Source organism: Streptomyces sp. NPDC087901, assembly GCF_044742205.1.
Classification (GTDB): domain Bacteria; phylum Actinomycetota; class Actinomycetes; order Streptomycetales; family Streptomycetaceae; genus Streptomyces.
This window is the reverse complement of sequence record NZ_JBIUUC010000003.1, coordinates 271,144-292,323: the sequence shown is the minus strand read 5'-3', so window position 1 is coordinate 292,323 and position 21,180 is coordinate 271,144. Positions and strand designations below refer to the sequence as shown.

Here is a 21,180-nt window from a genome sequence, read left to right as displayed (position 1 = left end):
GCGTAGAGTCAACGGGACTCATGCGTGCTCATGCGTACGTACGTACCGGCCGGAAGGACTCCAGACCATGGACGCCATCTCCGTCATCCGCACCAAGCGGGACCGAGGCGAGCTGACCCCCGAGCAGATCGACTGGGTCATCGACGCGTACACCCGCGGTGAGGTCGCCGACGAGCAGATGTCCGCGCTGGCCATGGCGATCCTGCTGAACGGCATGAACCGTACGGAGATCGCCCGCTGGACCGCCGCCATGATCGCCTCCGGCGAGCGGATGAACTTCGACGCGCTCTCCCGCCCCACCACCGACAAGCACTCCACCGGCGGCGTCGGCGACAAGATCACCCTGCCCCTCGCCCCGCTCGTCGCCGCCTGCGGCGCCGCCGTACCGCAGCTCAGCGGACGCGGCCTCGGCCACACAGGCGGCACGCTCGACAAGCTGGAGTCCATCCCCGGCTGGCGCGCGCACCTCTCCAACGCCGAGATGCTGAACGTCCTCGACACCACGGGCGCCGTCATCTGCGCGGCCGGCGACGGCCTCGCCCCCGCAGACAAGAAGCTGTACGCGCTCCGCGACGTCACCGGCACCGTCGAGGCCATCCCGCTGATCGCCAGCTCGATCATGTCCAAGAAGATCGCCGAGGGCACCGGCGCACTCGTCCTGGACGTCAAGGTCGGCTCCGGCGCCTTCATGAAGACCATCGAGGACGCCCGCGAACTGGCCTCCACCATGGTCGCGCTGGGTACCGACAGCGGCGTACGCACGGTCGCCCTGCTCACCGACATGGCCACCCCCCTCGGCCTCACCGCGGGCAACGCCCTGGAGGTCCGCGAGTCCGTGGAGGTCCTGGCGGGCGGCGGACCGAAGGACGTCATCGACCTCACCCTGGCCCTCGCCCGCGAAATGCTGGACGCGGCCGGACTGAAGGACGCCGACCCGGAGAAGGCCCTCGCGGACGGCTCCGCGATGGATGTCTGGCGCCGGATGATCTCCGCCCAGGGCGGCGACCCGGACGCCACGCTCCCCGTCGCCCGCGAACAGCACGTCGTGAAGGCCTCGTCCTCCGGCGTCCTGACCCGCCTGGACGCGTACGACATCGGCGTCGCCGCCTGGCGCCTCGGCGCGGGCCGTGCCCGCAAGGAGGACCCGGTCCAGGCCGGCGCGGGCATCGAACTGCACGCCAAGCCGGGCGACCGGGTGACGGCCGGGCAGCCGTTGCTGACGCTGCACACGGACACCCCGGAGAAGTTCGACTACGCGCTGAAGGCCCTGCCGGACGCGTACGACATCGCGCCGTCGGGCACGCCGTTCACCGCCACCCCTGTGGTGCGGGAACGTATCGCGTAACAGGCGCGCGCTCCGACGCGAACGGCCCGCCGGGACGGTGAGAACCGTCCCGGCGGGCCGCTGTCATGCGTACCGGAGCAGAGGCAGGTCCTACTTGCCGAAGTAGGCGTTGTAGATGGCCACCGAGGACGTGTTGCCCTTCTTGTCCGTGACCTTGGCCTTGAAGGAGAGCGACTTCCTCTTGGCCGGGTTCTTCACCGAGATGCTGCCCTTCTTGACCGCGGTCTTCTTCCAGGTCTTCCCGGCGTCATAACTGATGTACACCGTGAGCGACTTGAGGTTCTTCCCGGCGGCCGCTCCCTGCACCGTCACCGGCACGGCCACGGACTTCCCGGCCTTGGCCGTGCTGTCCAGCGCCACCTCGGGTGCGAAGCGGACCATGGAGACCGGCAGCGCGACGAGATCCTTGGTCCGGCCGGAGCGGAAGGTCCAGCTCGCGTCGATCCGGGTGGAGACCGAAGCGACGTCGGCGGCGCGCCGCACCGACGTGGTCAACCGGTAGTCGGCGGCCGCGGCGGGCACGGTGAGGGGTGTCTCGCCCGCCAGAGGGTCGGCGTTCTTGGCGAACACCTTGCCGTTGCGGTAGAGCACGGTCTTCACCGAGCTGTAGAGGGAGCCCCCGACGTTCCGGTGGCCGTCGGCGACCAGCGGCAGCGACCCGACGAGCGCGTTCTCCTCGCGGAAGACCCCGAAGTCGGCGCTGACGTAAGGCCCGAACACCGCGGTGTTCACGGTCTTCGTGTACGTCCTGCCCGCCTTGAGGGCCTGCGGGGAACCGATGGAGTACGAGGCGTCGGCCTGCGGGAAACCGTCCTCGTCGGGCGCACCGTTCTGGCCGAAGTCGAAGGCCCACCGCACCTTGTCGGCGGTGGAGACATAGGCGGTGGTGGTCGACGGAAGCTTCTGGGTGGTTGCGGTCGACCAGCCGCCGAACGAGCCGGGCAGTTCGCTCCACGCGGAGACGTCGCCGGTCTTGCCCTTGACGGACGAACCGGCGCGGACTGCGACCTTGGCCAGCTGCTTACTGCCGAAGGCGCGGTGGTAGCCGGTCGCCACCCGGGTCACCGGGCCGCCGAGCGCGATGTCGTACCGGGTCGCCGCACCCTTGGTCCAGGTGCCGTACCAGTGCTGGGAGAGCTGGACGCCGGTCGTCTTCGGACCGACGTGCGCGGTGCGCAGCTGCTTGAACGAGCTGAGCAGCCAGCCGTAGCCGTAGCTGTTGTCCCCGTTCTCGACCTGGAGGTCGGGCGAGGCGAGCACGGGCTTCGTACCGGTGGCCGGAAGGGTGATGTCCACCGGCTTGGCCAGGCGCGCGTCGAAGGTCACCGTGGTGTCTCCGGTGAGGTTCAGAGAGGGCTGAGCGAGCCAGTCGACGCCCTTCTCCAGGTCCTCCGGGTCGATGTACACGGCCGAGTTCAGTACGTACCCGCCCTTGGGGACGCGGAGCTTCGCCGTGCCGTTGACGACCTCGGGGGACTCCCACACGCCGTTCGCTGCGCCGCTGATGCCGTAGACGTCGCCCGTGGTGTACGGGGCCGGCTTGCCGTCACGCCCGATGGTCCTGAGCGTGAGGTCGTACGACTCGCGCTCGCGATCGACCGCGGCCGCGGTGCGGACGGTCTGCCCGCCGCCGGTCGCGACGACGTACGCGGAGTAGCCGCCGTCGGCCGTGCCGCCGAGCTTGGTGTTCACGGTCAGCGGCACCTCGGCGGTGCCGCCCGCCGGGACGGTCACGCCGGTGGCGCCGAGGGCGAAGAAGCCGGCCGGGGCCGGCTTGCCCGTCGGACCGGTGCCCTGGACGGTGAGCGCGAGCGTGACATCGGTCGTGCCGAGGTTGCGGTACGACACCTTCTTGCTGACCGGCACGTCATCGGTGTGCGGCCACTGCTGGATGCCGAAGCTCAGCGAGACCGGGTCGGCGACGACGGACTGGGCGATCGCCCGGTCGACGGCGATCCGGCCCGAGCCCTGCTCGAAGGGGGTGTACTTCCCCGGCTTCGTGGAGGCCGTGAGCGCGCCCTTGAGCTCGGTGTACTTCCACGAGGGGTGCTGCTGCTTGAGGAGCGCCGCGGCGCCCGCGACGTGCGGGGTCGCCATCGACGTACCGGAGATCGTCAGATACCCCGCCGGGCTCTGGCCGACTTCCTGGTCGATGACGGAGCCGGGTGAGGCGGCCGCCGTGATGTCCACGCCGGGAGCGGTGACATCGGGCTTGATCGCGCCGTCGCCGACCCGGGGGCCCCGGCTGGAGAAGTCCGCCAGCAGGTCCTTGTCGTCGACCGCGCCGACGGTCAGTGCGGAGTCCGCGCTGCCGGGGGAGCCGACCGTGCCGGCCCCGGAGCCCTCGTTGCCCGCCGCGATGGCGAAGAGCACGCCGCTGTCGGCGGAGAGCTTGTTGACCGCCGCCTCCAGCGGGTCGATTCCCGGGGTGTCGGTGCCGCCGAGGCTCAGGTTGATGACGTCGGCGCCCTGGGCGACCGCCCACTCCATGCCGGCCAGGATGCCGGAGTCGTCGCCGAAGCCGTCGTCGTCGAGCACCTTGCCCTCGAGGAGCTTGGCGTCGGGGGCCACGCCCTTGAACTTCCCGCCCGACTTCGCGCCGGTACCGGCCGCGATCGAGGAGACATGGGTGCCGTGGCCGAAACGGTCCTTCGTGTCGGGCGAAGCGGAGAAGTTCTTCGACGTGAGGATCTGGCCATCGAGGTCCGGATGGGTGGCGTCCGCGCCGGTGTCCAGGACGGCGATCTTGACGCCCTTGCCGGTGTAGCCCGCCTTCCAGGCGGTCGGGGCGCCGATCTGCGGGACGCTCGTGTCGAGGCTCGCCCGGCGCACGCCGTCCAGCCACACGCGGTCGACTCCGGCTGCCGTGGTCCGCTGGGCGCTGCCCGACGGCTTGCTGGTCAGCGCCTGCCAGATGGACCGGGCGTCTTCCCGCGGGGTGGCCACGGACTGGGCGTTCAGCGACTTCAGCACGGGCCCGACGCGGGTGGCGCCCGCGTCGCGTACCTCGGCCTTCGCGGTCGTGGCCGCGGCACCCCGGTAGGAGACGATCAGTTTCAGGCCCGACTCCTGTGCCCTGCGGTTCTCCGCCCGGCTCAGCTCCGTGACGTCGAACAGCCGGCGGTCCAGCTTTCCGGAAGCGATCAGCCGGTGTGCGTCGGCCGGGACGAGCAGGGTGTGCCCGTCGTGTATCTGCCGCTGCACGGGTATGTGCTCGCGCCCCGCCGCGGGACGGAAGCCCACGACCCGGCCCTTGGCGTCCACCGTGACGCGGTCGCCGGTGATGAGCGTCAGCTGATGCCGTGCGCCGGACAAGCTGTCGGCCGGCTGCGACGGGCTGTTGTCGCGGGCCATGGCCGGGGTGGTCAACCCGGCCGCGAGCGCCACGGCCGCCGCTGTGGCGACGGTTGAAACACACGCTCTTCTCACGTGTCTGCGCAACTCTCCCCCTGGAGAATCAGGCGGCCCCCGAGGGGGGCCGGTGGGCAGTCGGCGCCGATGCGTGCACCGGCGCCGGCTGTTTCACCCGTCTAGAGGGGGATCTGATCGAATGGGTTCACAGCAGGCACACAGATGGCCGGAGTTGGCGGATCTTCATCGGCTGTCGGTCGAATGCCGGTCGGCTGTCAGTCGTCTGGCGGTCGGTCCTGCGAGACGGGGGAGCGGCCCGTAACGAGGTGGCCGGATAGGTTCATGGGCAGCTCGGGGGCGCAGGGGCGCCCCCGACGAGGAGCCGGACAAGAAGGGCACGCGCGTCCGGCGGAAGCGGGGAACGGCGGGGCGATGAGTTTCGGCCGTAAAACCGGTCTCCCTGGTATGGATCCCCTGTCGCCTGCCGTACTAGTGCTCTCCGGACGCGTCACCCGGGCCGGTACGCCACGCCTCTGCGCGGACTTGGAGGCGATACTGGCCACATCGGACGCGACGGTGGTGGACTGCGACGTCGGCGGCATCGTCGAGCCGGACCTGGCCTCGGTGGAGGCGATCGCCCGCCTGTCGCTGGTCGCGCGCAGGGCGGGCGGCAGACGGCTCCGGCTGCGCGCGACACCGCCCGAACTCCGGCTGCTGCTCGATCTGCTGGGGTTGGGCGACGTGGTGGACCTGGACGACGGGTCGGCGACGGTGGATGCCGGCCGGATGCCGGGCCCCTGACCGAGTCGGCCGCCACCGCCCCCGGATCAGTCGGAGACCGAGTAGTCGCAGGCCACCGCGGTGACCACGCTCTGTCTTCCGCCGGTGCTCGTGTGCTCCGGGGGCAGGGCGACGGCCGACGGGGACGGGGGCGGCGTCATGCGGGATTTCGCGGCCCGCACCGCCGCCGCGCAGCCGGACTCCGGCTGCGGCCCCGGCTCCGCGCCGGAGGGCGGCGGCGAGACAGGGCCCGGCCCCGCCGTCGCCGCCGGCTCACCGAGCCACTGCGTGACACCCCACCCGGCGACCGCGAGAACCACCCACCCCGCGACGATCCCCCGCACCAGCCGCGGCCTCACGCGGCATCGGCGTCCAGATGATCAGGCAGCCCGAACAGCGGGAACCAGCGCGGGGTGTCCAGGAAGCAGTGCATCCCCGTGATCGCACCGTCCGAGATGTCGATGACCTGCACCGCCCACGGAACGAATCCCGGCCCGTCCGGGTTCGGCTTGTAGTGCGCGAACGCCGGGGTGCCGTTCGCCGAGGTGGCAACCAGCCGGGAGCCCTCGCAGGCCGCGCCGATGGACGTCATGAAACCTGCGATGTCGTCGTGCCCCTGCAGCCAGAGGTCGAACGGCGGCATGGTCATCACGGCGTCCTCATGGAGGAGCGCGGTCAGCGCCTTCATGTCGTAGCCCTCGAACGCCGCCACATACCGCTCCAGGAGCTTGCGCTGCTCCTCGTCGAGCGGGTCCGCCGCATCGGCGGTGGCATCGCCCTGGTGATCGGTCAGAGTCGCCCGGGCCCGCTGGAGGGCGCTGTTGACCGAGGCGACCGAGGTGTCGAGCAGCTCGGCGACCTCGCTCGCCTTCCACGCGAGCACCTCGCGCAGGATCAGTACCGCCCGCTGCTTCGGCGGCAGATGCTGGAGCGCGGCAACGAACGCGAGCCGCACCGACTCACGCGCGACGGCGGCCTCCGCCGGGTCCTCGACCGACGGCAGGATCCGCCCGTCAGGCATCGGCTCCAGCCAGGTGTTCTCCGGCAGCGGATTGAGCGCGGCCTGCGCGAGCGGCGTCGGGCCGGACAGGTCGACCGGCCTGGCCCGCTTGTTGCCCGCGGTCAGCATGTCGAGACAGACGTTCGTCGCGATGCGGTAGAGCCAGGACCGCAGCGACGAACGCCCCTCGAACTTCTCGATGTTGCGCCACGCGCGCACCAGGGTGTCCTGGACCGCGTCCTCCGCCTCGAAGGCCGAGCCGAGCATCCGGTAGCAGTAGCCGGTCAGCTCGACCCGGTGTCCCTCCAGACGGCTGTCGATATCGGTCGTCGTCGCCGTCAGATCACTCATCGCTTCACTTCACCCCTGTTGCGCTGTGACACCGCTCACTCCAGCACTTCGGAAGCTACCGCAGGGCACTGACAACGGGGGCAGGAAGAGCAGAAGCGGTCACGTCCCGAGCTTGCGCCCGTACACGTACACGTCGTCGCCGTTCTTCAACAGGTTCCAGTACGACTTCGCGTCGGCGGTGCGCATGTTGACGCAACCGTGCGAGCCCGGCGGGTTCCACATCTTCACGCCCACCGCGTGGAAGGCCTGACCGCCGTCGAAGAACTGGGAGTACGGCATCGCGACGTTGTAGATCGTCGAGACGTGGTTCTTGTGCTTCCAGTAGATCTTCTTCGCCCCGGTCCGGGTCTCGTACCCGTCCCGCCCGGTCCGCACCGGCACCGGCCCGAACTTCAGCTTGCTGCCGTCCTGGATCCAGGTGATCTGCCGGGTGAGGTCCACGCACGCGATGCGCCCCTTGTTCGTGGGGCACTTCTTGGCCTTGTTCGGGTTCTTCCCGGCCGCCTTCTGCGCGGTGAGCGTCTGCATGGTGCGCCAGGTGATGGGCCCCGCGTAACCGAGGGTGGGGGTGACCCCGTACGTGCTCTGGAACGACCGGATCGCCTTGCAGTCGGCGGCCGACTGCTTGCCGTCCACCTTCCGGTGCAGGTACTTCTCGACCTGCTTCTGGTACGGACCCTTGGACGCCGTGCACGACGCCGCCTGGGCGGTGCCGCCGGTGCCGAGCACGAACGCCGGTATCGCGGTCAGACCGGCGACGGCCAGCGCCAGCCCGCGCCGTGCCCGTACGCTCCGCATGTTCCCCGTGACTCTCATGTGAACCCCAACTCCCCTTCGCGCGCAGTGCGGTGCTTCCGCCTGCTAGACGCGCGTCGGGGAGTGGATGGTTGTGCGGCGAATGTCTCAGTTCTGTACAGCTCAGTCCTGCGCGTCGCAGTCCTGCGCGTCTCAGTCCCGTACGGCTCGGTTCTGCACGGCTCAGCTCTGCATGGAGACCACTGTGCTCGGCCGCAGTCGCTCGGCACGTGCCGCCCGCGACCCGTACAGCGTGATCGAGACGACACCGAGGACCGCGACCAGCCCCAGCGTGACCGTGCCCGCCCAGCCGCCGGCGTGGAAGGCGACCGCACCGAGCGTGCCGCCCGCGCTGGAGCCCAGGTAGTACGCCGACTGGTAGAGCGCCGAAGCCTGGGCGCGGCCCTTGGTCGCCGTACGGCTCACGGAGGACGAGGCGACCGCGTGCCCGGCGAAGAACCCGGCCGTGATCAGGACCAGGCCGAGGAGCACGGCGGCCAGCTGGTCGGCGAGCGAGAGCAGCAGACCGGCGGCCGTGGTGGAGACGGCGAGGTACAGCGCGCCCCGGCGCCCCAGCCGGGCGACGAGCTTGCCCGCGGCCGCGGAGGAGACCGTACCGACCAGGTAGACGAGGAAGATGGACCCGACGACACCCTGCGGGAGGCTGAACGGCGCCTCGATGAGCCGGTAGCCGATCACCGTGTAGACCGCACCGAACACCGTCATGAACAGCGCGCCGATCGCGTACAGCCGACGCAGCAGCGGATCGGCGAGGTGCCCGCCGACGGTCTTGGCGAGGGCCCTCGGGTTCAGCGAACCGGGGGTGAAGTGCCGGGCCCGCGGGATCATGATGTGGAAGACGACGGCGCAGGCCACGGCCAGCAGCCCGACCGCGCCGAGCGCCGCCCGCCAGCCCCACGCCTGGGCGATCCAGCCGGTGAGGATACGACCGCTCATCCCGCCGATGCTGTTGCCGGCCACGAACAGCCCGATCGCGGCGACGAGCGCCTTCGGCCGGACCTCCTCCGCCAGATACGCCATCGCGGAGGCGGGCAGACCGGCGAGCGCGGCGCCCTGGAGGGCACGCAGCGCGATCAGCCAGCCGAGCGAGGGAGCGAACGGCACGAACAGCCCGACGACCACGGCCACCGCCAGCGAGGCGGTCATCATCTGCCGCCGCCCGAACCGCTCGGACAGCGCGCTCATCGGCAGCACACACAGCGCAAGCGCACCCGTCGCGGCGGACACCGTCCAGCTCGCCTGCCCGGCCGTGGCGCCGAAGGACGCGGAGACGGCGGGCAGCAGGGCCTGGGTGGAGTAGAGGAGTGCGAACGTCGCGACACCGGCGGCGAAGAGCGCGAAGCTCATCCGGCGATAGCCGGGGCGTCCGGGCTCGAGCCGGTCTGCTGCGACGGCGGGTACGGGGGACGACTGGGTCGAGGCGGCCACGGTGAGGGTGGACGCCCCGGTACTGGCAGGAGGCATGCCACGAACGTAGGCCTGTCACCTTTCATGCGTCCAATGCACAAACACGCAATAATCAATCCCATGGCGCATCAGCACAGCTCACAGCCTCGACTGTCACCAAGCAGTTACGAAGAAGACATTCGCGCGGTACTCGCGCCACGCCTCGCGTACTTCGAGGCGGTCGCCCGCCACGAGCACGTGACCCGTGCCGCGCACGAGCTGGGCGTCCCGCAGTCCACACTCTCGCGGGCGATGGTCCGACTGGAACAGGACCTGGGCGTGGCGCTGTTCGCCCGCAAGGGCCGCACCGTCTCCCTCACTCCGGCGGGCCGCACCTTCCTCGGCTCCGCGGAACGGGCACTGGAGGAGGTGGAGAAGGCGGCCGACTCGGTACGCGCCGACGCCGACCCCACCTCCGGCAAGGTCGCCTTCGGCTTCCTCCACACGATGGGCTCGGAAACGGTCCCCGCCCTCATCCGCGCCTTCCGCGTCGACCACCCACGGGTCCGCTTCCAGCTCGTCCAGAACTACGGCGAGGCCATGATCGAACGCCTCCGCGCGGGCGGCCTCGACCTCTGCCTCACCTCACCGGTCCCGGACGCCCCGGACCTCGTGGCCCGCCGCCTGGACGAACAGCGACTGCGCCTGGTCGTCCCCGAGGACCACCGCCTGGCCACCCGCCGCCGCATCCGCCTGGCGGAGGCCGCCGACGAAACCTTCGTCACCCTGGAACCCGGCTACGGCCTCCGCCGCATCACGGACGACCTCTGCACGGAGGCGGGCTTCGTCCCGCGCGTCGCGTTCGAGGGCGAGGAGGCGGAAACCCTGCGCGGCCTGGTCGCGGCGGGCCTGGGCGTGGCCCTGCTCCCGCCCCCGGCGGTGGCACGCCCGGGGGTCGTGGAGCTGACGGTGACGGCACCGCGGGCTGCTCGGGAGATCGGGGTGGCCTGGCTGGACGGGCACCCGGACACCCCGCCGGTGGCGGCGTTCAAGAAGTTCCTGCTGTCGCGGCGGGGGAACCTGCTGCCGGACTGAGGGGGTCAGGCGGTGGGGGCGGTGGCGGACGCGTACGCGGTGAAGTCCGACCAGGCGGTGGCGGAGACGGTGAAAGGGCGGCGGGCGGTGTCCTTGGAGTCGCGGACGTGCACGGCCTGCGTATGCAGGGCGATCTCGATGCAGTTGTCGCCGCCGCTGCCGCTGTAACTGCTCTTGAACCAGGCCAGTTCGGTACTCATAGCGCTCCTAGCATCTGCTTCAGCAGGCCCGCCGAGGCCTCGTGACTCAGCGCCTGTGAGCGCATCCTGCCATAGCGCTGGAGCATGGCACTGACCACTTTCGGGTCAGTGAGAAGAGTGCTGCTGTCATGGCCTTCGACGTAGCCGAACCAGCTGTTCGAGGGGGTCTCGGCGAGGTACATCTGCCCGTCGATGCCGGAGTGATCCGGCTGCCTGAGCGGCATGACGAGTACCTCGACGTTGCGGCGTCCGCCCTGTGTCAACAGGTTGTCGATGAGCGTGGACGTGACCTGAGTACCCCCTAACTGGCGCTCGATGACGGCTTGTTCGATGAGGAACGAGAATGAGGTGTTGGGACGTTCGGGCAGGAGTTCCTGTCGCGCCAGGCGCGCGGCCACCTGCTGCTCGAACTGATCCTCCGCGAGCGGTGGGAGCCGCCGGTCGAAGACGGCCCGGATATAACCCTCGGTCTGGAGCAGCCCCGGGACCCCGCGGCACTCGTACGCGTACAGCGTGATCGCTTCCTCCTCGATCCCCGCCCACTGCTGGAACCAGGAGGCCAGACCCGCCCTCCTCCGCAGACTTCGCGCGGCAGCGGCGAGGACCTTGCCCGCTACTGCCCCCAAGGCCTCGGATGCGCGCTCCGGGAGGCTCGCAGGCGGGAATCTCTTGCCCTGCTCGATCTTGGCGATGTAAGCGGGCGAGTACTGCACACGGGGCGCGAAATCCTCCTGGGTGAGGCCGGCGGCCTCGCGCAGAGCTTTCAGGACCGCCCCGAATGTCCTCAGGCTGTCGGACAGCTCGGATTCGCTGTTCGCCGTGGCGCCCTCGTGGTCTGCCGTCATCGCCGCCCGTCTTCCCCACATCGATCAACTAGACGATGATCACGGACGGTTACCCACCCCGTCCAGAGCGTCAACCCGTACAGGCGGATCTGTATGGGCGTCGTTCCTGCTGGAGCAAGGGGCGAGGCGGAACGCTTGGCACATGACAGCACTTCAATCCCAACCTCCGGTAACTGTAAGTGTGTTCGTCCAGAGGTGTTCCGCCACCCGCCTGGGCGCGACCCTCGCGCGGCGCCTCGCCGTATGGAAGCTCGACGTCTGGGGGATCCAGTACAGCAGCCCGCTCTCCGACACCGTGGCCCTCCTCGTCGCGGAGCTCGCGGCGAACTCGGTCCTGCACGGACGTGTACCGGGGCGCGACTTCGAGCTGCGGCTCTCGTACGCCTACAGGACCGGGGTCGTACGCGTCGAGATCTCCGACACCCACGAGGCCCGCCCGGACCCCGCCCCCGTGTCGCGACCCGACGCGGAGGCCGACGGCGGCCGGGGCCTCCTCATCGTCGAGGCGATCGCCGCCCGCTGGGGCGTGAGCGATCGGCTCGGGCCGGGCAAGGCCGTGTGGGCGGAGACGGAACCGGTTGCCCGGTGAGGAGCCGAGTGGGTCCGGGTCCGACATCGTCAGGAGAGCGGCTCGTGGTTGGCCCGGACGACCTTGCACGGGTGGCGGGACTCGCAGCTCGACCAGCGGCCGCTCGTCGCCTCGTTCGTCGCCGCAGCGGTTCCCGCGAGCCGGTCGCAGTCGGACGCGGCGTCGGATCAGGGGCCGGGCCTATCCCTGGGCGGTGATGTCGGATAATCGCCGTTCCGTTCGGTCGACGCCGGCCGATGGAACCACTACTGCTTCGTCTTCGAGCCCCGGGACGGACTGGCCCACCGGTCCCGCGAGGACATGGACACGGCCCGCGGGCACCGCATGATCTCCGGCGAGGCTCGGAAGAGGCATCCTGGCGGGTGGCACGAGAACCCGATGTGGGTATCCTGCTCCGGGAGTTGGGTGGCTAGGGCACGTAGATGCAGTGGCAGCCGGGGGACGACATGGTGCGCTTGATCAGGACGATCGTTCCGGTGTTTGCTCTGATCGCGGTGACGGCCGGGTGTTCCTCCGACGCCGGCAAGAGCGAGCAGCGGCTGACCGAGCAGCGCGAGAGTTACTGCACCCAGCTCGGGGCGTGGCAGGACGCGCGGGCAGAAGAGGCGGACGCTGAGGCGGAGGGCTCGGGCGCGGAAGCGGATGGGGCATCGGGGTACGACATGGTCGGGGCCGTCGCCGATGACGCCTTCCTTGCGATGGAGCCGCTCCGGGATGAGCCCGTCGGGGGAGGGCGCACCCTGGCGGAGGCCACGGTGGCGGCGATGAAGAGCAGTGATGTCGAGGCAGGCGGGCTCATCGTGCAGTACTGCCAGGACAACGGCTTCGAGACTCAGGTCGGTTGAGCCGGGTCGGGGATCTCCGGCCCGGGCCTGCCTCTGCGCCTCACCCCCGCAACGACTTCCCGAACCACGCCGCCAACGGCATCCGCAGTCCCAGCGGCGGCGGGGCCGCCAACGCGTCGGCCACCGGGCGTGCGTACCCCCGGCCGAAGAGCGAGCCGCGGATGACGTCCGCTGCCAGGGCGGGGACTTCGATGCGGGAGCCGGCGTCGGCGCTGCGTTCCGCCGCCCCGGACGCCGGCTGTCCGCGTCGGCTTCACGGCCTGCTGAACGTCACCTCCTTGGAGTCCTTGTCACGCTCGAAGTTGCCGGCGAAGCCCCAGTTCTTCCAGCCGCCGTCGCCGTTGTTGATGATCGTTCCGTCCTTGACGGCGAACACGTCGACACCGTCCACCACTGCGAGGTGTTCGAGGCCGGATACCGCGGAGAAGGACATCTCGTCGAAGTTCTTCACCGCGATGATGTTCGTGCCGGGGAAACTGCGGCTGTACTCCTCGACAAGCGACTGGTTCAGCTCGGCATCGCCTCCGGGCGCCTTGCCGCTGTAGTCGGTGCCGGGGTACGGCCCGTCGTCCGTGTTCGTGTACTTCGGTGCCCCGTCGTCGAAGTCGACCGATTCCGTACCGGTGGCGAGGGCGTCGGCGTCCAGGTCGGCGGGTTCCGGCTGCCGGAAGGTGGCATCCGTGCCGTCGCGGGTGACGTCGCCGTAGTACGCCCAGTTGGTGTAGCCGCCGTCGCCGTCGTTGCTGAACGTGCCCTTGTCGAAGACGTAGACGTCGAACACGGCCCGGCCCGAGGCGATGGTGTCCTGGGATTCGTCGGAGTGGTACTCGTTGGAGTTCAGCCGGTATCTGCTGTGGTCGATGAGCGTTTCCGGCTTGTCGGCCCAGTGCGAGGGCTGTTCCGAGTGCATCGCGACCACGTTGTAGTCGGGGTAGCAACGGCGCATGTCGTTCACGAGCATCCGGACCGCCTGCGTCGAACCCTCGTTGTCCAGCGGGGAGTACGTGTCGTAGTACCGGCTCCGGTCGGGCGGTTCCTGGCCCTCGATCTGGCAGCCCTCGTCGCCGGGCTTCCAGTCCTTCTTCCGCTTCGGGCGGGGAGGCTCTCCGAACGTGACGGTGCGGCGGTCCTCGCTGACCTCGAACACGCCCTTGAACGCACGGTTCTTCCAGCCGAGGTCTGCGTCGTCCGCCCAGGTGAACTTCCCCTTCCTGAACGCGTAGACGCGGTATGTCGTGCCGCTGATCTCGACGGTCTGGATCATCGCCGCGCCGTCCATCTGCTGCAGATTGCCCTCGTGCGGCTGCGCGATGACGATGTTGTAGTCGGGGAGGCAGTAGGAGAGGTCGTCGAGTGCCAGCTTGACCCGCTTCTCCTTGTTCTTCTCGTTGCTGATCTTCTCCACGACGAAGTTGACCAGGTATGAATAGCCCCAGGCGGCCGCCGTGCCGACGGCCCCGCTGCCCGGTACGGAGACCGACGAGTGCGAGGACCGTTCCCGTGGCTCGAAGCACAGGCTGGGGAGTGCGTTGTCCTCGGTGTCTTCGGACTTGTCCACGGTTTCGCTGTGGGGTTCGTCGCCCGGGCCGCCGTGGATGTCACCGGGCAACCCGCCGCGCTCACCCGGCTGCGCGCCGGGGGCATCGGCCGGTGCGAAGGATTCGGCGGGGGCGGGCTGCCCGCTGCCTGCGACATCGTTGTCATCGACGACATCGTTGTCATCTTCGCAAGAGGCGCTCCCTCCGAACTCCAGGACGCGGCAGACCTGCTGCTGTGCCGTGTCGGCCATGTCGCCCCCGAGGGACGTGGCAAGGAGTGCGCCGACCACGGCGGCCGACACCGTCACCATCGCCACGTAGTCGATCGCCGACTGTCCCGCGCTCGTGCGCGGGTCCCGGCACGTTCGTTCGCTGCTGTGCACGTCTCACCTCGTCATGGCTCGCTCGGATCGCGTCACCGGGAGCCGTGCGGCTGCCGGGTGTGAACCGTAGCGAGCGTGGCGGGGCCTACGGACAGTGCCCAAAGGCCCAGACCAGGACCTAAATCGGGAGGGCGGACCTCGTGGGACCGCCCGTGTGGACGGTGAGTTCGGTGCCCCCCGCCGTCGGAGCGATCCGCCTCAACCTCGCAGTGACTTCCCGAACCCCGCAGCCAACGGCATCCGCAGTCCCAGCGGCGGCGGGGCCGCCAACGCGTCGGCCACCGGGCGTGCGTACCCGCGGCCGAAGAGCGAGCCGCGGATGAAGTCCGCTGCCAGGGCGGAGACTTCGGCGTTGTGCTGGCGTAGCGCGTGGCCGTCCGAGTGGACCTCGAAGCGGCAGGTGTCGCGGTTGGACTTCTTGGCGCGTTCGGCCAGGCGGAAGGAGAGTTCGGGGTCGCAGCGGGCGTCGTTCGTGCCGTGGACCAGCAGGACCTGACGGCCGACCAGGTGCTTGACCGGTTCCGGTTCGGCGTCCGGGTCGCCCGGCAGCCAGGGGGCCATCGCGAGGACCGAGGTGACTGCGGGGTGGCCGCCCGCGCGGAGGGCCGCGCGGCCGCCCATGCCGTGGCCGGCCAGGCAGACCGGGATGTCGCCGTAGCGGCGTACGACCTCGTCCACCGCCCATTCGGCGTCCGCCGCGAGGTGTGCGTCCGTGGTGTTCCAGCCGCGGCAGCGGTAGTGCACGACGTGGGCGGCAAGGCCGTCGTCGCCGCCGGCCCGGGCCAGGAACCGGGCCAGGGGGAGCCGAAGGGCGTAGGAGAGAGGGGAGGGGCGACGGTACGAGTACGGCTCGCCGTCCGGGAGCAGCAGGACCACGCCGCTGACCGTGGTGGATGCTCCGGCCGTGCTGACGGCCCGTCCCAGCCTTGCAGCAGGCAGGGGAAGTGCGCGCTGTGCCATGACGCAACAGTGTCAGAAGGGAAGGTGTACGCCACCCGTATTCGCGGTCTCTGTTACGTATCGCCGAGCGGCGCTCTACGCGCGTAGGCGCTAGAGTGCGCAGATGATGAGCCCGACCCTCAATGTGCCCGGCCAGGATCAGATCCGGCGTGCCCCCAAGGTCCTTCTCCACGACCACCTCGATGGCGGCCTGCGCCCCGGGACGATCGTCGACCTCGCTGCGGCGAACGGATACGACGGACTTCCGGAGACCGATCCCGACAAGCTCGGTATCTGGTTCAGAGAAGCCGCCGACTCCGGTTCACTGGAGCGCTATCTGGAGACGTTCGCCCATACCTGCGCCGTCATGCAGACCCGTGACGCGCTGGTCAGGGTCGCCGCGGAGTGCGCCGAGGACCTCGCGGCGGACGGTGTCGTCTACGCCGAGATCCGGTACGCGCCCGAGCAGCACCTGGAAGCCGGCCTGAGCCTCGAAGAGGTCGTCGAGGCGGTCAACGAGGGCTTCCGCGAAGGTGAGCGCCGGGCGCGCCAGGACGGCAACCGGATCAGGGTGGGCGCGCTGCTCACCGCGATGCGGCACGCCGCTCGGTCGCTGGAGATCGCCGAACTGGCCAACCGCTACCGCGAGCAGGGCGTCGTCGGCTTCGACATCGCGGGCGCGGAGGCGGGCTTCCCGCCCACCCGGCACCTCGACGCCTTCGAGTACCTCAAGCGCGAGAACAACCACTTCACCATCCACGCGGGCGAGGCCTTCGGCCTGCCGTCGATCTGGCAGGCCATCCAGTGGTGCGGTGCCGACCGGCTCGGTCACGGTGTCCGGATCATCGACGACATCGAGGTCGCGGAGGACGGCAGTGTGAAGCTCGGCCGCCTGGCCTCCTACGTACGGGACAAGCGCATCCCGCTGGAGCTCTGCCCGACCTCCAACCTGCAGACCGGTGCCGCGGCCTCGTACGCCGAGCACCCCATCGGGCTGCTGCGCAAGCTCCACTTCCGGGCCACCGTGAACACGGACAACCGGCTGATGAGCGGTACGAGCATGAGCCAGGAATTCGAGAAACTGACCGAGACCTTCGGATACACGCTCGAAGACATGCAGTGGTTCACCGTCAATGCGATGAAATCAGCATTCATTCCTTTCGATGAACGTCTGGCGATGATCAGCGACGTCATCAAGCCCGGATATGCCGAGCTGAAGTCCGAATGGCTCTTCGAGCAGACCGCTGCGACCAGCGTCTCTACCTCGGTCGGCGGCTGAACGACCGCCTTCGGAAAACGGCCGGGAGCGTGTTTCCCGGCCGTTTTCCGCGTCTTTCGATGTTTGCGGGACGGGCAGTGGGCTGACTACCTTGCAGAGCCGCTCACATCCCCCTCCCCAAGGATGAATTTCACATGAAGCAGTCTGCTGCCAGGACTCTCGGCGTCGCCGCTCTCGGTGCCGCTTTCGCCGCTGCCGCCGCCGGTACCGCGTCGGCCTCCGCGCTGCCTCTGGACGCCGCGACCAGCGCCCTGCCCGTCGCCGGCGCACTGGCGAACGCCACCTCGACCCTGCCGGTCCAGGACACCGTCACCGAGCTCCTCGGCACCAGCCAGACCAAGGTCCTCGGCGACGTCACCGCCCCGGCCAAGGGCCTCCTCGGCGGTATGCCCGCCGGTGGTCTGACGACGAGCGGTCTGTCCGCCAACGGTCTGCCGCTCGGCCGCTGACGCACCGGCTCCACACCTGCCTGTGGGCGGGCACCCGGTATCGGGTGCCCGCCCACAGGTGTGCGTACGAGAACTACCAGGCGGTCGCGGTGGACGACGCCTTCTCCTCGGGGAGCAGCAGCCACAGCGCCAGGTAGAGCAGGAACTGCGGGCCCGGCAGCAGGCACGAGACGACGAAGATGATGCGCATGGTCCTCGTGGAGGTGCCGAAGCGCCGTGCCAGCGCTGCGCACACTCCGCCGAGCATGCGTCCGTCACGGGGGCGGGCAAGTGCGGCCATGGTGGGCTCCTTCGCGAACCGTTGCTGAGGGAGCTGTCCGTTGCGCTCCCGATGTATCCAGGATGGCTCGCGGAACGGGGCAAAGCGTCGCTCTACGGGGCGATGCCGACCCTGGAAATCGTCGGGGTCGACCCCTGAGAGGCCGCGCCCGCCGAGGCCTGGGCCTGGTGGCCGACCCGGGGCAGCGCCCGGATCCGCCGCTGCTTGCGGCGGCGCAGCCGCGCCCGCCAGGCGGGGACGACCAGGACGTGGGCGAGCCCGACGCCGACGGTGTTCAGGATCAGTGAGTCGACGTCGACGACCTGGCCGGGCACCCCGGTCTGGCCCAGTTCGATGGCCAGCGAGATCAGCGCCCCGGCCGCGACCGTACGGGTCAGTGAGAACCACGGCGAGACGAAGAGCCGTCCCCCGGCGAGCGGCAGCAGTACACCGAGCGGTGCCAGCAGCAGGAGGTCCTTGCCGATGCGGCGGGCGGCGGCGACCGGGCCGAGGGAGAGATCGGCCTTGATGCCGGCGAACGGGTGGAGGTTGGCAGCGGTCATCCACGGCACGTCCAGCGGGCGCAGAGTCAGCCACCCGACAAGCAGCAGATGCGCGAGGAGCAGAGACACTCCGACCGCGCGGAAGCGGATGACGGCCTGACCGCCCGAACCTTGACGCACGTCACCCAAGACGCGGGCGGCGGCAGGATCGGTTCCGCTCGGGCGGGGGAGACCTGGCTCACCTCGCGCCGCGTCCCCGCGCCGCGTCCTCGCGCCGCGTCCCCGCGCCGCGTCCCCGCGCCGCGTCCCCGCGCCGCGTCCCCGCGCCGCGTCCCCGCGCCGCGTGCGCTTCACCCGGGCCCGCTCCCGGGCCCGGGCCGCCCGGCCCCGCTCAGGGCAGTTGGACCGTGCCCGTCGTCGGTACTGCCTTCGGGCTGGCCTTCGTCTCCGTGGTGCACAGGTAGGCGCGCGGTGCGTAGCTGCCCGGGCCGCCCAGTGTCACCGAGCCGTCGTGGACGAGCGACTCGCTCTCGGTGTACGTACAGACGATCTGCGCCAGCGCCTCGGACGGCAGGTCCTCCGGCTGCTCGCTGAGGCGCAGCGTGCCCTTCGGGTCGCCCGCGCGGGGGCCGCCGACCCGGAGCGTCGCGGGGACGTGGGTGGAGAAGCCCGCCTGCCGTTCGGCGCCGGGCGGTTCCCGGCGCAGTTCGTCCAGCAGGGCGCGGGCGATCCGGAGCCGGTCCGATGCCGTCTCCTGGACCTGAACCGTGCGGTCCACGGTGACCAGTTCCGAGGCGCAGACCAGATAGACCTGTACGGGGATGCCCAGCTGGGCCTGGGTGGTGATGTCCTCCGCCGGCATGGCGCACGGCACCCGTGACGGGGCCGGGCCGGCGTCGACGGGTACCGAGGTGGTCCTGATCCCGCAGCCCGCCGCCAGCACGGCGCAGAGCGCGGCACCGGCCAGAGCCGCGGCGGGGCGGCGGCCCCGGCGTTCGCTGGGCGTCACGTCGCGTCGTCCTCCTCGTCCGGGATCTCGGCCTCGCGACCTTCGGCGGTGCCGTCCAGCGCCTCGGCGTCGCGCGGCAGGCGCAGGACGAACACCGCGCCGTCGCCGTCGGGCGAGTTCGCGGCGGTGATGTCGCCGCCGTGGATGTGCGCGTTCTCCATGGCGATCGACAGGCCGAGACCGCTGCCCTCGGAACGCGGCCTGGAGGCGCTGGCCTTGTAGAAGCGGTCGAAGACGTGCGGGAGCACGTCCTCGGGGATGCCGGGGCCGTGGTCGCGCACCTCGATGACGAGATCGTCGCCCTCGGTCCGTACCGCGACCCGTACCGGCGAGCCGCCGTGCTTCAGCGCGTTCCCGATCAGATTGGCCAGGATCACGTCCAGCCGGCGCGGGTCGAGGCGGACCATCATGCCGCGCTCGGCGTCCAGGTCCACCGCGTCCAGCCAGGCCCGGGCGTCGATGCAGGCGGTCACCTGGTCGGCGACGTCGACGTTGTCGACGACGAGGCGGGCCGTGCCCGCGTCGAAGCGGGTGACCTCCATCAGGTTCTCCACCAGGTCGTTGAGGCGCCGGGTCTCGCTGACCACCAGGTGTACGGCGGGCGCGATCATCGGGTCGAGGCTGTCGGCCTCGTCCTCCAGCACCTCGGCGACCGCGGTGATCGCGGTGAGCGGGGTGCGCAGTTCGTGCGACATGTCGGCGACGAAGCGGCGGCTGGACTCCTCCCGCGCGCTCATGTCCGCGACCTTCTTCTCCAGGGAGCTCGCCGCCCTGTTGAACGTTCTGGAGAGATCGGCCAGTTCATCCGTGCCGGACACCACGAGCCGGGTGTCGAGCTTGCCTTCGCCGAGCTTGCGGGCGGCGTCGCCGAGCCGCTGCACGGGACGCAGCACCGTCGTCGCCGCGGCCTGCGCGAGCAGCGCGGAGCCGACCAGTGCCAGTGCGGTGGCGATCCCCAGTGACCAGGCGAGGGAGTTGAGGTCCTGCCGTTCCTGGTCGAGCGACTTGAGCATGTAGCCCGTCGGACCACCGCCGATGATCTTCGTGCCGGCGACGAGGTACGGCGTGCCGTGGATGGATATCCGTTGCCAGAACAGGTGGTACTGGTACTTGTTGCCTGCCTTGACGGGCTGCTTCTTGTCGACCTGCTTCCGCAGCGACGCCGGTACGTTGTCACGGGTGAACGTGTCCAGGTCGGAGTTGCCGACGATCGGCTTGCCGGGGTCGCGCTCGTCGATCAGCAGCACGCTGTAGCCGGGGCTGCTGCTCGCCATCTGCACGGCGGCGGTCTGCAGGTCCTCCTTGGTGGGGCGCAGCGGCAGCGAGGCCGCGCGGCTCTGCATCTCCTGACGGAAGTCCCCGAGCGCGGAGTCCTGCGTACGGGTCAGCACCGCCTCGCGGTTCAGCCAGTACGCGATCCCGGACGCGGACACCGCGGCGGTCAGCGCGACCAGCGCGAACACGACGACGAGCCGCAGCCGCAGGCTGGTCCAGCGGAGCCCGGCGAGCAGGCTCCGCCGCACAGCCGTACTCACTGCGGCGAGTCCAGCCGGTATCCGACGCCCCGCACGGTACGGATCAGGGTCGGCGAGGACGGTACGTCCTCCACCTTCGCGCGCAGCCGCTGGACACAGGCGTCCACCAGCCGGGAGTCACCGAGGTAGTCGTGCTCCCAGACCAGGCGCAGCAGCTGCTGCCGGGACAGGGCCTGGCCCGGCCGGCGGCTCAGCTCCAGCAGGAGTCGCAGCTCGGTCGGCGTGAGCTGCAGGTCCTCCCCGTTCTTGGTCACGGTCATGGCGGAGCGGTCGATCACCACGCTGCCGAACGTCGCGGAGTCGGTGGACTCGCGCTCGCCGCGGCGCAGCACCGCGCGGATACGGGCGTCGAGCACCCGCCCCTGCACGGGTTTCACCACGTAGTCGTCGGCACCGGACTCCAGACCGACCACGACGTCGATGTCGTCGCTGCGCGCGGTCAGCAGGATGATCGGCAGTTGGTCGGTGCGCCGGATGCGCCGGCACACCTCGAAACCGTCGATTCCGGGCAGCATCACATCCAGCACGACCAGGTCGGGTCGCTGCTCTCGCAGCAGGTTGAGGCCGTCCTCTCCCGTCGCCGCGGTGGCCACACGGTGGCCCTGGCGTGACAGCGAGAGTTCGAGGGCCGTGCGGATGGCGTCGTCGTCCTCGATCAGCAACAGGAAAGGCACGTTGGTCAT

Annotated in this window: 21 protein-coding genes and 1 pseudogene; 7 read left to right on the top strand and 15 right to left on the bottom strand. The window is 70.2% G+C overall.

Going from position 1 to position 21,180, the window contains the following annotated elements:
- Positions 1-67 precede the first annotated feature (67 nt).
- Complete coding sequence (locus ACIOEW_RS10900) at positions 68-1,345, top strand: thymidine phosphorylase (RefSeq protein WP_401963281.1); 1,278 nt, start codon at positions 68-70, stop codon at positions 1,343-1,345.
- 90 nt (positions 1,346-1,435) lie between these two features.
- On the opposite strand, the gene ACIOEW_RS10895 is transcribed toward ACIOEW_RS10900, so the two are convergent.
- Entirely contained in the window at positions 1,436-4,699 is a 3,264-nt protein-coding gene (locus tag ACIOEW_RS10895; protein WP_401963844.1) for a S8 family peptidase, read from the bottom strand.
- A 462-nt stretch (positions 4,700-5,161) separates the two neighbouring features.
- Here ACIOEW_RS10895 and ACIOEW_RS10890 point away from each other — a divergent pair, with 462 nt between their 5' ends.
- Positions 5,162-5,497 carry an STAS domain-containing protein gene (locus ACIOEW_RS10890; RefSeq protein ID WP_401963280.1) on the top strand — a complete coding sequence of 112 codons (336 nt, stop codon included), beginning with the start codon at positions 5,162-5,164 and terminating at the stop codon, positions 5,495-5,497.
- Between the two features lie 26 nt (positions 5,498-5,523).
- Here the strand turns inward: ACIOEW_RS10890 and ACIOEW_RS10885 are convergent, their stop codons facing one another.
- The 4 genes from ACIOEW_RS10885 to ACIOEW_RS10870 form a co-directional block, all read right to left on the bottom strand.
- Entirely contained in the window at positions 5,524-5,835 is a 312-nt protein-coding gene (locus ACIOEW_RS10885; RefSeq protein ID WP_401963279.1) for a hypothetical protein, read from the bottom strand.
- The gene (locus ACIOEW_RS10880) at positions 5,832-6,827 is read right to left on the bottom strand and encodes a sigma-70 family RNA polymerase sigma factor (protein WP_401963278.1); all 996 of its coding nucleotides are present in this window, start codon (positions 6,825-6,827) and stop codon (positions 5,832-5,834) included. The genes ACIOEW_RS10885 and ACIOEW_RS10880 overlap by 4 nt, the downstream gene beginning before the upstream one ends.
- A 99-nt stretch (positions 6,828-6,926) precedes the next feature.
- On the bottom strand, positions 6,927-7,643 hold the full coding sequence (locus ACIOEW_RS10875) for a L,D-transpeptidase family protein (RefSeq protein WP_362546359.1): 717 nt from the start codon (positions 7,641-7,643) through the stop codon (positions 6,927-6,929).
- 162 nt (positions 7,644-7,805) lie between these two features.
- Positions 7,806-9,107: an MFS transporter gene (locus ACIOEW_RS10870; protein WP_401963275.1), complete on the bottom strand. Its 1,302-nt coding sequence runs from the start codon at positions 9,105-9,107 to the stop codon at positions 7,806-7,808.
- Positions 9,108-9,170: 63 nt separating this feature from the next.
- Here ACIOEW_RS10870 and ACIOEW_RS10865 point away from each other — a divergent pair, with 63 nt between their 5' ends.
- Positions 9,171-10,124: a LysR family transcriptional regulator gene (locus tag ACIOEW_RS10865; protein WP_362546365.1), complete on the top strand. Its 954-nt coding sequence runs from the start codon at positions 9,171-9,173 to the stop codon at positions 10,122-10,124.
- A gap of 5 nt (positions 10,125-10,129) precedes the next feature.
- Here ACIOEW_RS10865 and ACIOEW_RS10860 read toward each other — a convergent pair whose 3' ends face one another.
- Both ACIOEW_RS10860 and ACIOEW_RS10855 read right to left on the bottom strand, forming a co-directional pair.
- Positions 10,130-10,324: a DUF397 domain-containing protein gene (locus tag ACIOEW_RS10860; protein ID WP_401963273.1), complete on the bottom strand. Its 195-nt coding sequence runs from the start codon at positions 10,322-10,324 to the stop codon at positions 10,130-10,132.
- Positions 10,321-11,169: a helix-turn-helix domain-containing protein gene (locus ACIOEW_RS10855; RefSeq protein ID WP_401963271.1), complete on the bottom strand. Its 849-nt coding sequence runs from the start codon at positions 11,167-11,169 to the stop codon at positions 10,321-10,323. Before ACIOEW_RS10855 ends, ACIOEW_RS10860 begins: the two co-directional genes overlap by 4 nt.
- Before the next feature lie 181 nt (positions 11,170-11,350).
- Here ACIOEW_RS10855 and ACIOEW_RS10850 point away from each other — a divergent pair, with 181 nt between their 5' ends.
- Both ACIOEW_RS10850 and ACIOEW_RS10845 read left to right on the top strand, forming a co-directional pair.
- Entirely contained in the window at positions 11,351-11,758 is a 408-nt protein-coding gene (locus ACIOEW_RS10850) for an ATP-binding protein (protein ID WP_401963269.1), read from the top strand.
- A 422-nt stretch (positions 11,759-12,180) separates the two neighbouring features.
- Positions 12,181-12,603 (top strand): hypothetical protein, encoded by a 423-nt coding sequence (locus tag ACIOEW_RS10845; protein WP_401963267.1) that lies wholly within the window; start codon positions 12,181-12,183, stop codon positions 12,601-12,603.
- A 40-nt stretch (positions 12,604-12,643) separates the two neighbouring features.
- Here the strand turns inward: ACIOEW_RS10845 and ACIOEW_RS10840 are convergent.
- The 3 genes and pseudogenes from ACIOEW_RS10840 to ACIOEW_RS10830 all read right to left on the bottom strand — a co-directional run.
- Positions 12,644-12,799, bottom strand: a pseudogene (locus ACIOEW_RS10840) (alpha/beta hydrolase); the annotation flags it as partial.
- Positions 12,800-12,856: 57 nt separating this feature from the next.
- Positions 12,857-14,524, bottom strand: coding sequence for a hypothetical protein (locus ACIOEW_RS10835; protein ID WP_401963266.1), 1,668 nt, complete (start codon positions 14,522-14,524; stop codon positions 12,857-12,859).
- Positions 14,525-14,722: 198 nt separating this feature from the next.
- A complete protein-coding gene (locus ACIOEW_RS10830; protein WP_401963264.1) occupies positions 14,723-15,484 on the bottom strand; it encodes an alpha/beta hydrolase in 762 nt (253 codons plus the stop codon).
- 103 nt (positions 15,485-15,587) lie between these two features.
- Here ACIOEW_RS10830 and ACIOEW_RS10825 point away from each other — a divergent pair, with 103 nt between their 5' ends.
- Together ACIOEW_RS10825 and ACIOEW_RS10820 are read left to right on the top strand one after the other, a co-directional pair.
- Positions 15,588-16,742, top strand: coding sequence for an adenosine deaminase (locus ACIOEW_RS10825; protein ID WP_362546387.1), 1,155 nt, complete (start codon positions 15,588-15,590; stop codon positions 16,740-16,742).
- 134 nt (positions 16,743-16,876) lie between these two features.
- Complete coding sequence (locus ACIOEW_RS10820; protein ID WP_401963263.1) at positions 16,877-17,191, top strand: hypothetical protein; 315 nt, start codon at positions 16,877-16,879, stop codon at positions 17,189-17,191.
- A 73-nt stretch (positions 17,192-17,264) separates the two neighbouring features.
- Here ACIOEW_RS10820 and ACIOEW_RS10815 read toward each other — a convergent pair whose 3' ends face one another.
- The 5 genes from ACIOEW_RS10815 to afsQ1 all read right to left on the bottom strand — a co-directional run bounded on the left by ACIOEW_RS10815 (position 17,265) and on the right by afsQ1 (position 21,171).
- A complete protein-coding gene (locus ACIOEW_RS10815; protein WP_362546393.1) occupies positions 17,265-17,471 on the bottom strand; it encodes a PspC domain-containing protein in 207 nt (68 codons plus the stop codon).
- A 92-nt stretch (positions 17,472-17,563) separates the two neighbouring features.
- On the bottom strand, positions 17,564-18,133 hold the full coding sequence (locus ACIOEW_RS10810; protein ID WP_362546396.1) for a VanZ family protein: 570 nt from the start codon (positions 18,131-18,133) through the stop codon (positions 17,564-17,566).
- A gap of 211 nt (positions 18,134-18,344) precedes the next feature.
- Complete coding sequence (locus ACIOEW_RS10805) at positions 18,345-18,962, bottom strand: hypothetical protein (RefSeq protein WP_362546399.1); 618 nt, start codon at positions 18,960-18,962, stop codon at positions 18,345-18,347.
- Positions 18,959-20,497: an ATP-binding protein gene (locus tag ACIOEW_RS10800; protein ID WP_401963260.1), complete on the bottom strand. Its 1,539-nt coding sequence runs from the start codon at positions 20,495-20,497 to the stop codon at positions 18,959-18,961. Before ACIOEW_RS10800 ends, ACIOEW_RS10805 begins: the two co-directional genes overlap by 4 nt.
- Complete coding sequence (gene afsQ1 / locus ACIOEW_RS10795) at positions 20,494-21,171, bottom strand: two-component system response regulator AfsQ1 (protein WP_185095372.1); 678 nt, start codon at positions 21,169-21,171, stop codon at positions 20,494-20,496. Before afsQ1 ends, ACIOEW_RS10800 begins: the two co-directional genes overlap by 4 nt.
- Positions 21,172-21,180: the final 9 nt, after the last annotated feature.

Bases quoted from the DNA above. Each gene is read 5' to 3' on its own strand.
- ACIOEW_RS10900 (WP_401963281.1), top strand. From the start codon at position 68: ATGGACGCCATCTCCGTCATCCGCACCAAGCGGGACCGAGGCGAGCTG.
- ACIOEW_RS10895 (WP_401963844.1), bottom strand. From the start codon at position 4,699: ATGGCCCGCGACAACAGCCCGTCGCAGCCGGCCGACAGCTTGTCCGGC.
- ACIOEW_RS10890 (WP_401963280.1), top strand. From the start codon at position 5,162: ATGGATCCCCTGTCGCCTGCCGTACTAGTGCTCTCCGGACGCGTCACC.
- ACIOEW_RS10880 (WP_401963278.1), bottom strand. From the start codon at position 6,827: ATGAGTGATCTGACGGCGACGACGACCGATATCGACAGCCGTCTGGAG.
- ACIOEW_RS10875 (WP_362546359.1), bottom strand. From the start codon at position 7,643: ATGAGAGTCACGGGGAACATGCGGAGCGTACGGGCACGGCGCGGGCTG.
- ACIOEW_RS10870 (WP_401963275.1), bottom strand. From the start codon at position 9,107: ATGCCTCCTGCCAGTACCGGGGCGTCCACCCTCACCGTGGCCGCCTCG.
- ACIOEW_RS10865 (WP_362546365.1), top strand. From the start codon at position 9,171: ATGGCGCATCAGCACAGCTCACAGCCTCGACTGTCACCAAGCAGTTAC.
- ACIOEW_RS10860 (WP_401963273.1), bottom strand. From the start codon at position 10,324: ATGAGTACCGAACTGGCCTGGTTCAAGAGCAGTTACAGCGGCAGCGGC.
- ACIOEW_RS10855 (WP_401963271.1), bottom strand. From the start codon at position 11,169: ATGACGGCAGACCACGAGGGCGCCACGGCGAACAGCGAATCCGAGCTG.
- ACIOEW_RS10845 (WP_401963267.1), top strand. From the start codon at position 12,181: ATGCAGTGGCAGCCGGGGGACGACATGGTGCGCTTGATCAGGACGATC.
- ACIOEW_RS10830 (WP_401963264.1), bottom strand. From the start codon at position 15,484: ATGGCACAGCGCGCACTTCCCCTGCCTGCTGCAAGGCTGGGACGGGCC.
- ACIOEW_RS10825 (WP_362546387.1), top strand. From the start codon at position 15,588: ATGATGAGCCCGACCCTCAATGTGCCCGGCCAGGATCAGATCCGGCGT.
- ACIOEW_RS10820 (WP_401963263.1), top strand. From the start codon at position 16,877: ATGAAGCAGTCTGCTGCCAGGACTCTCGGCGTCGCCGCTCTCGGTGCC.
- ACIOEW_RS10815 (WP_362546393.1), bottom strand. From the start codon at position 17,471: ATGGCCGCACTTGCCCGCCCCCGTGACGGACGCATGCTCGGCGGAGTG.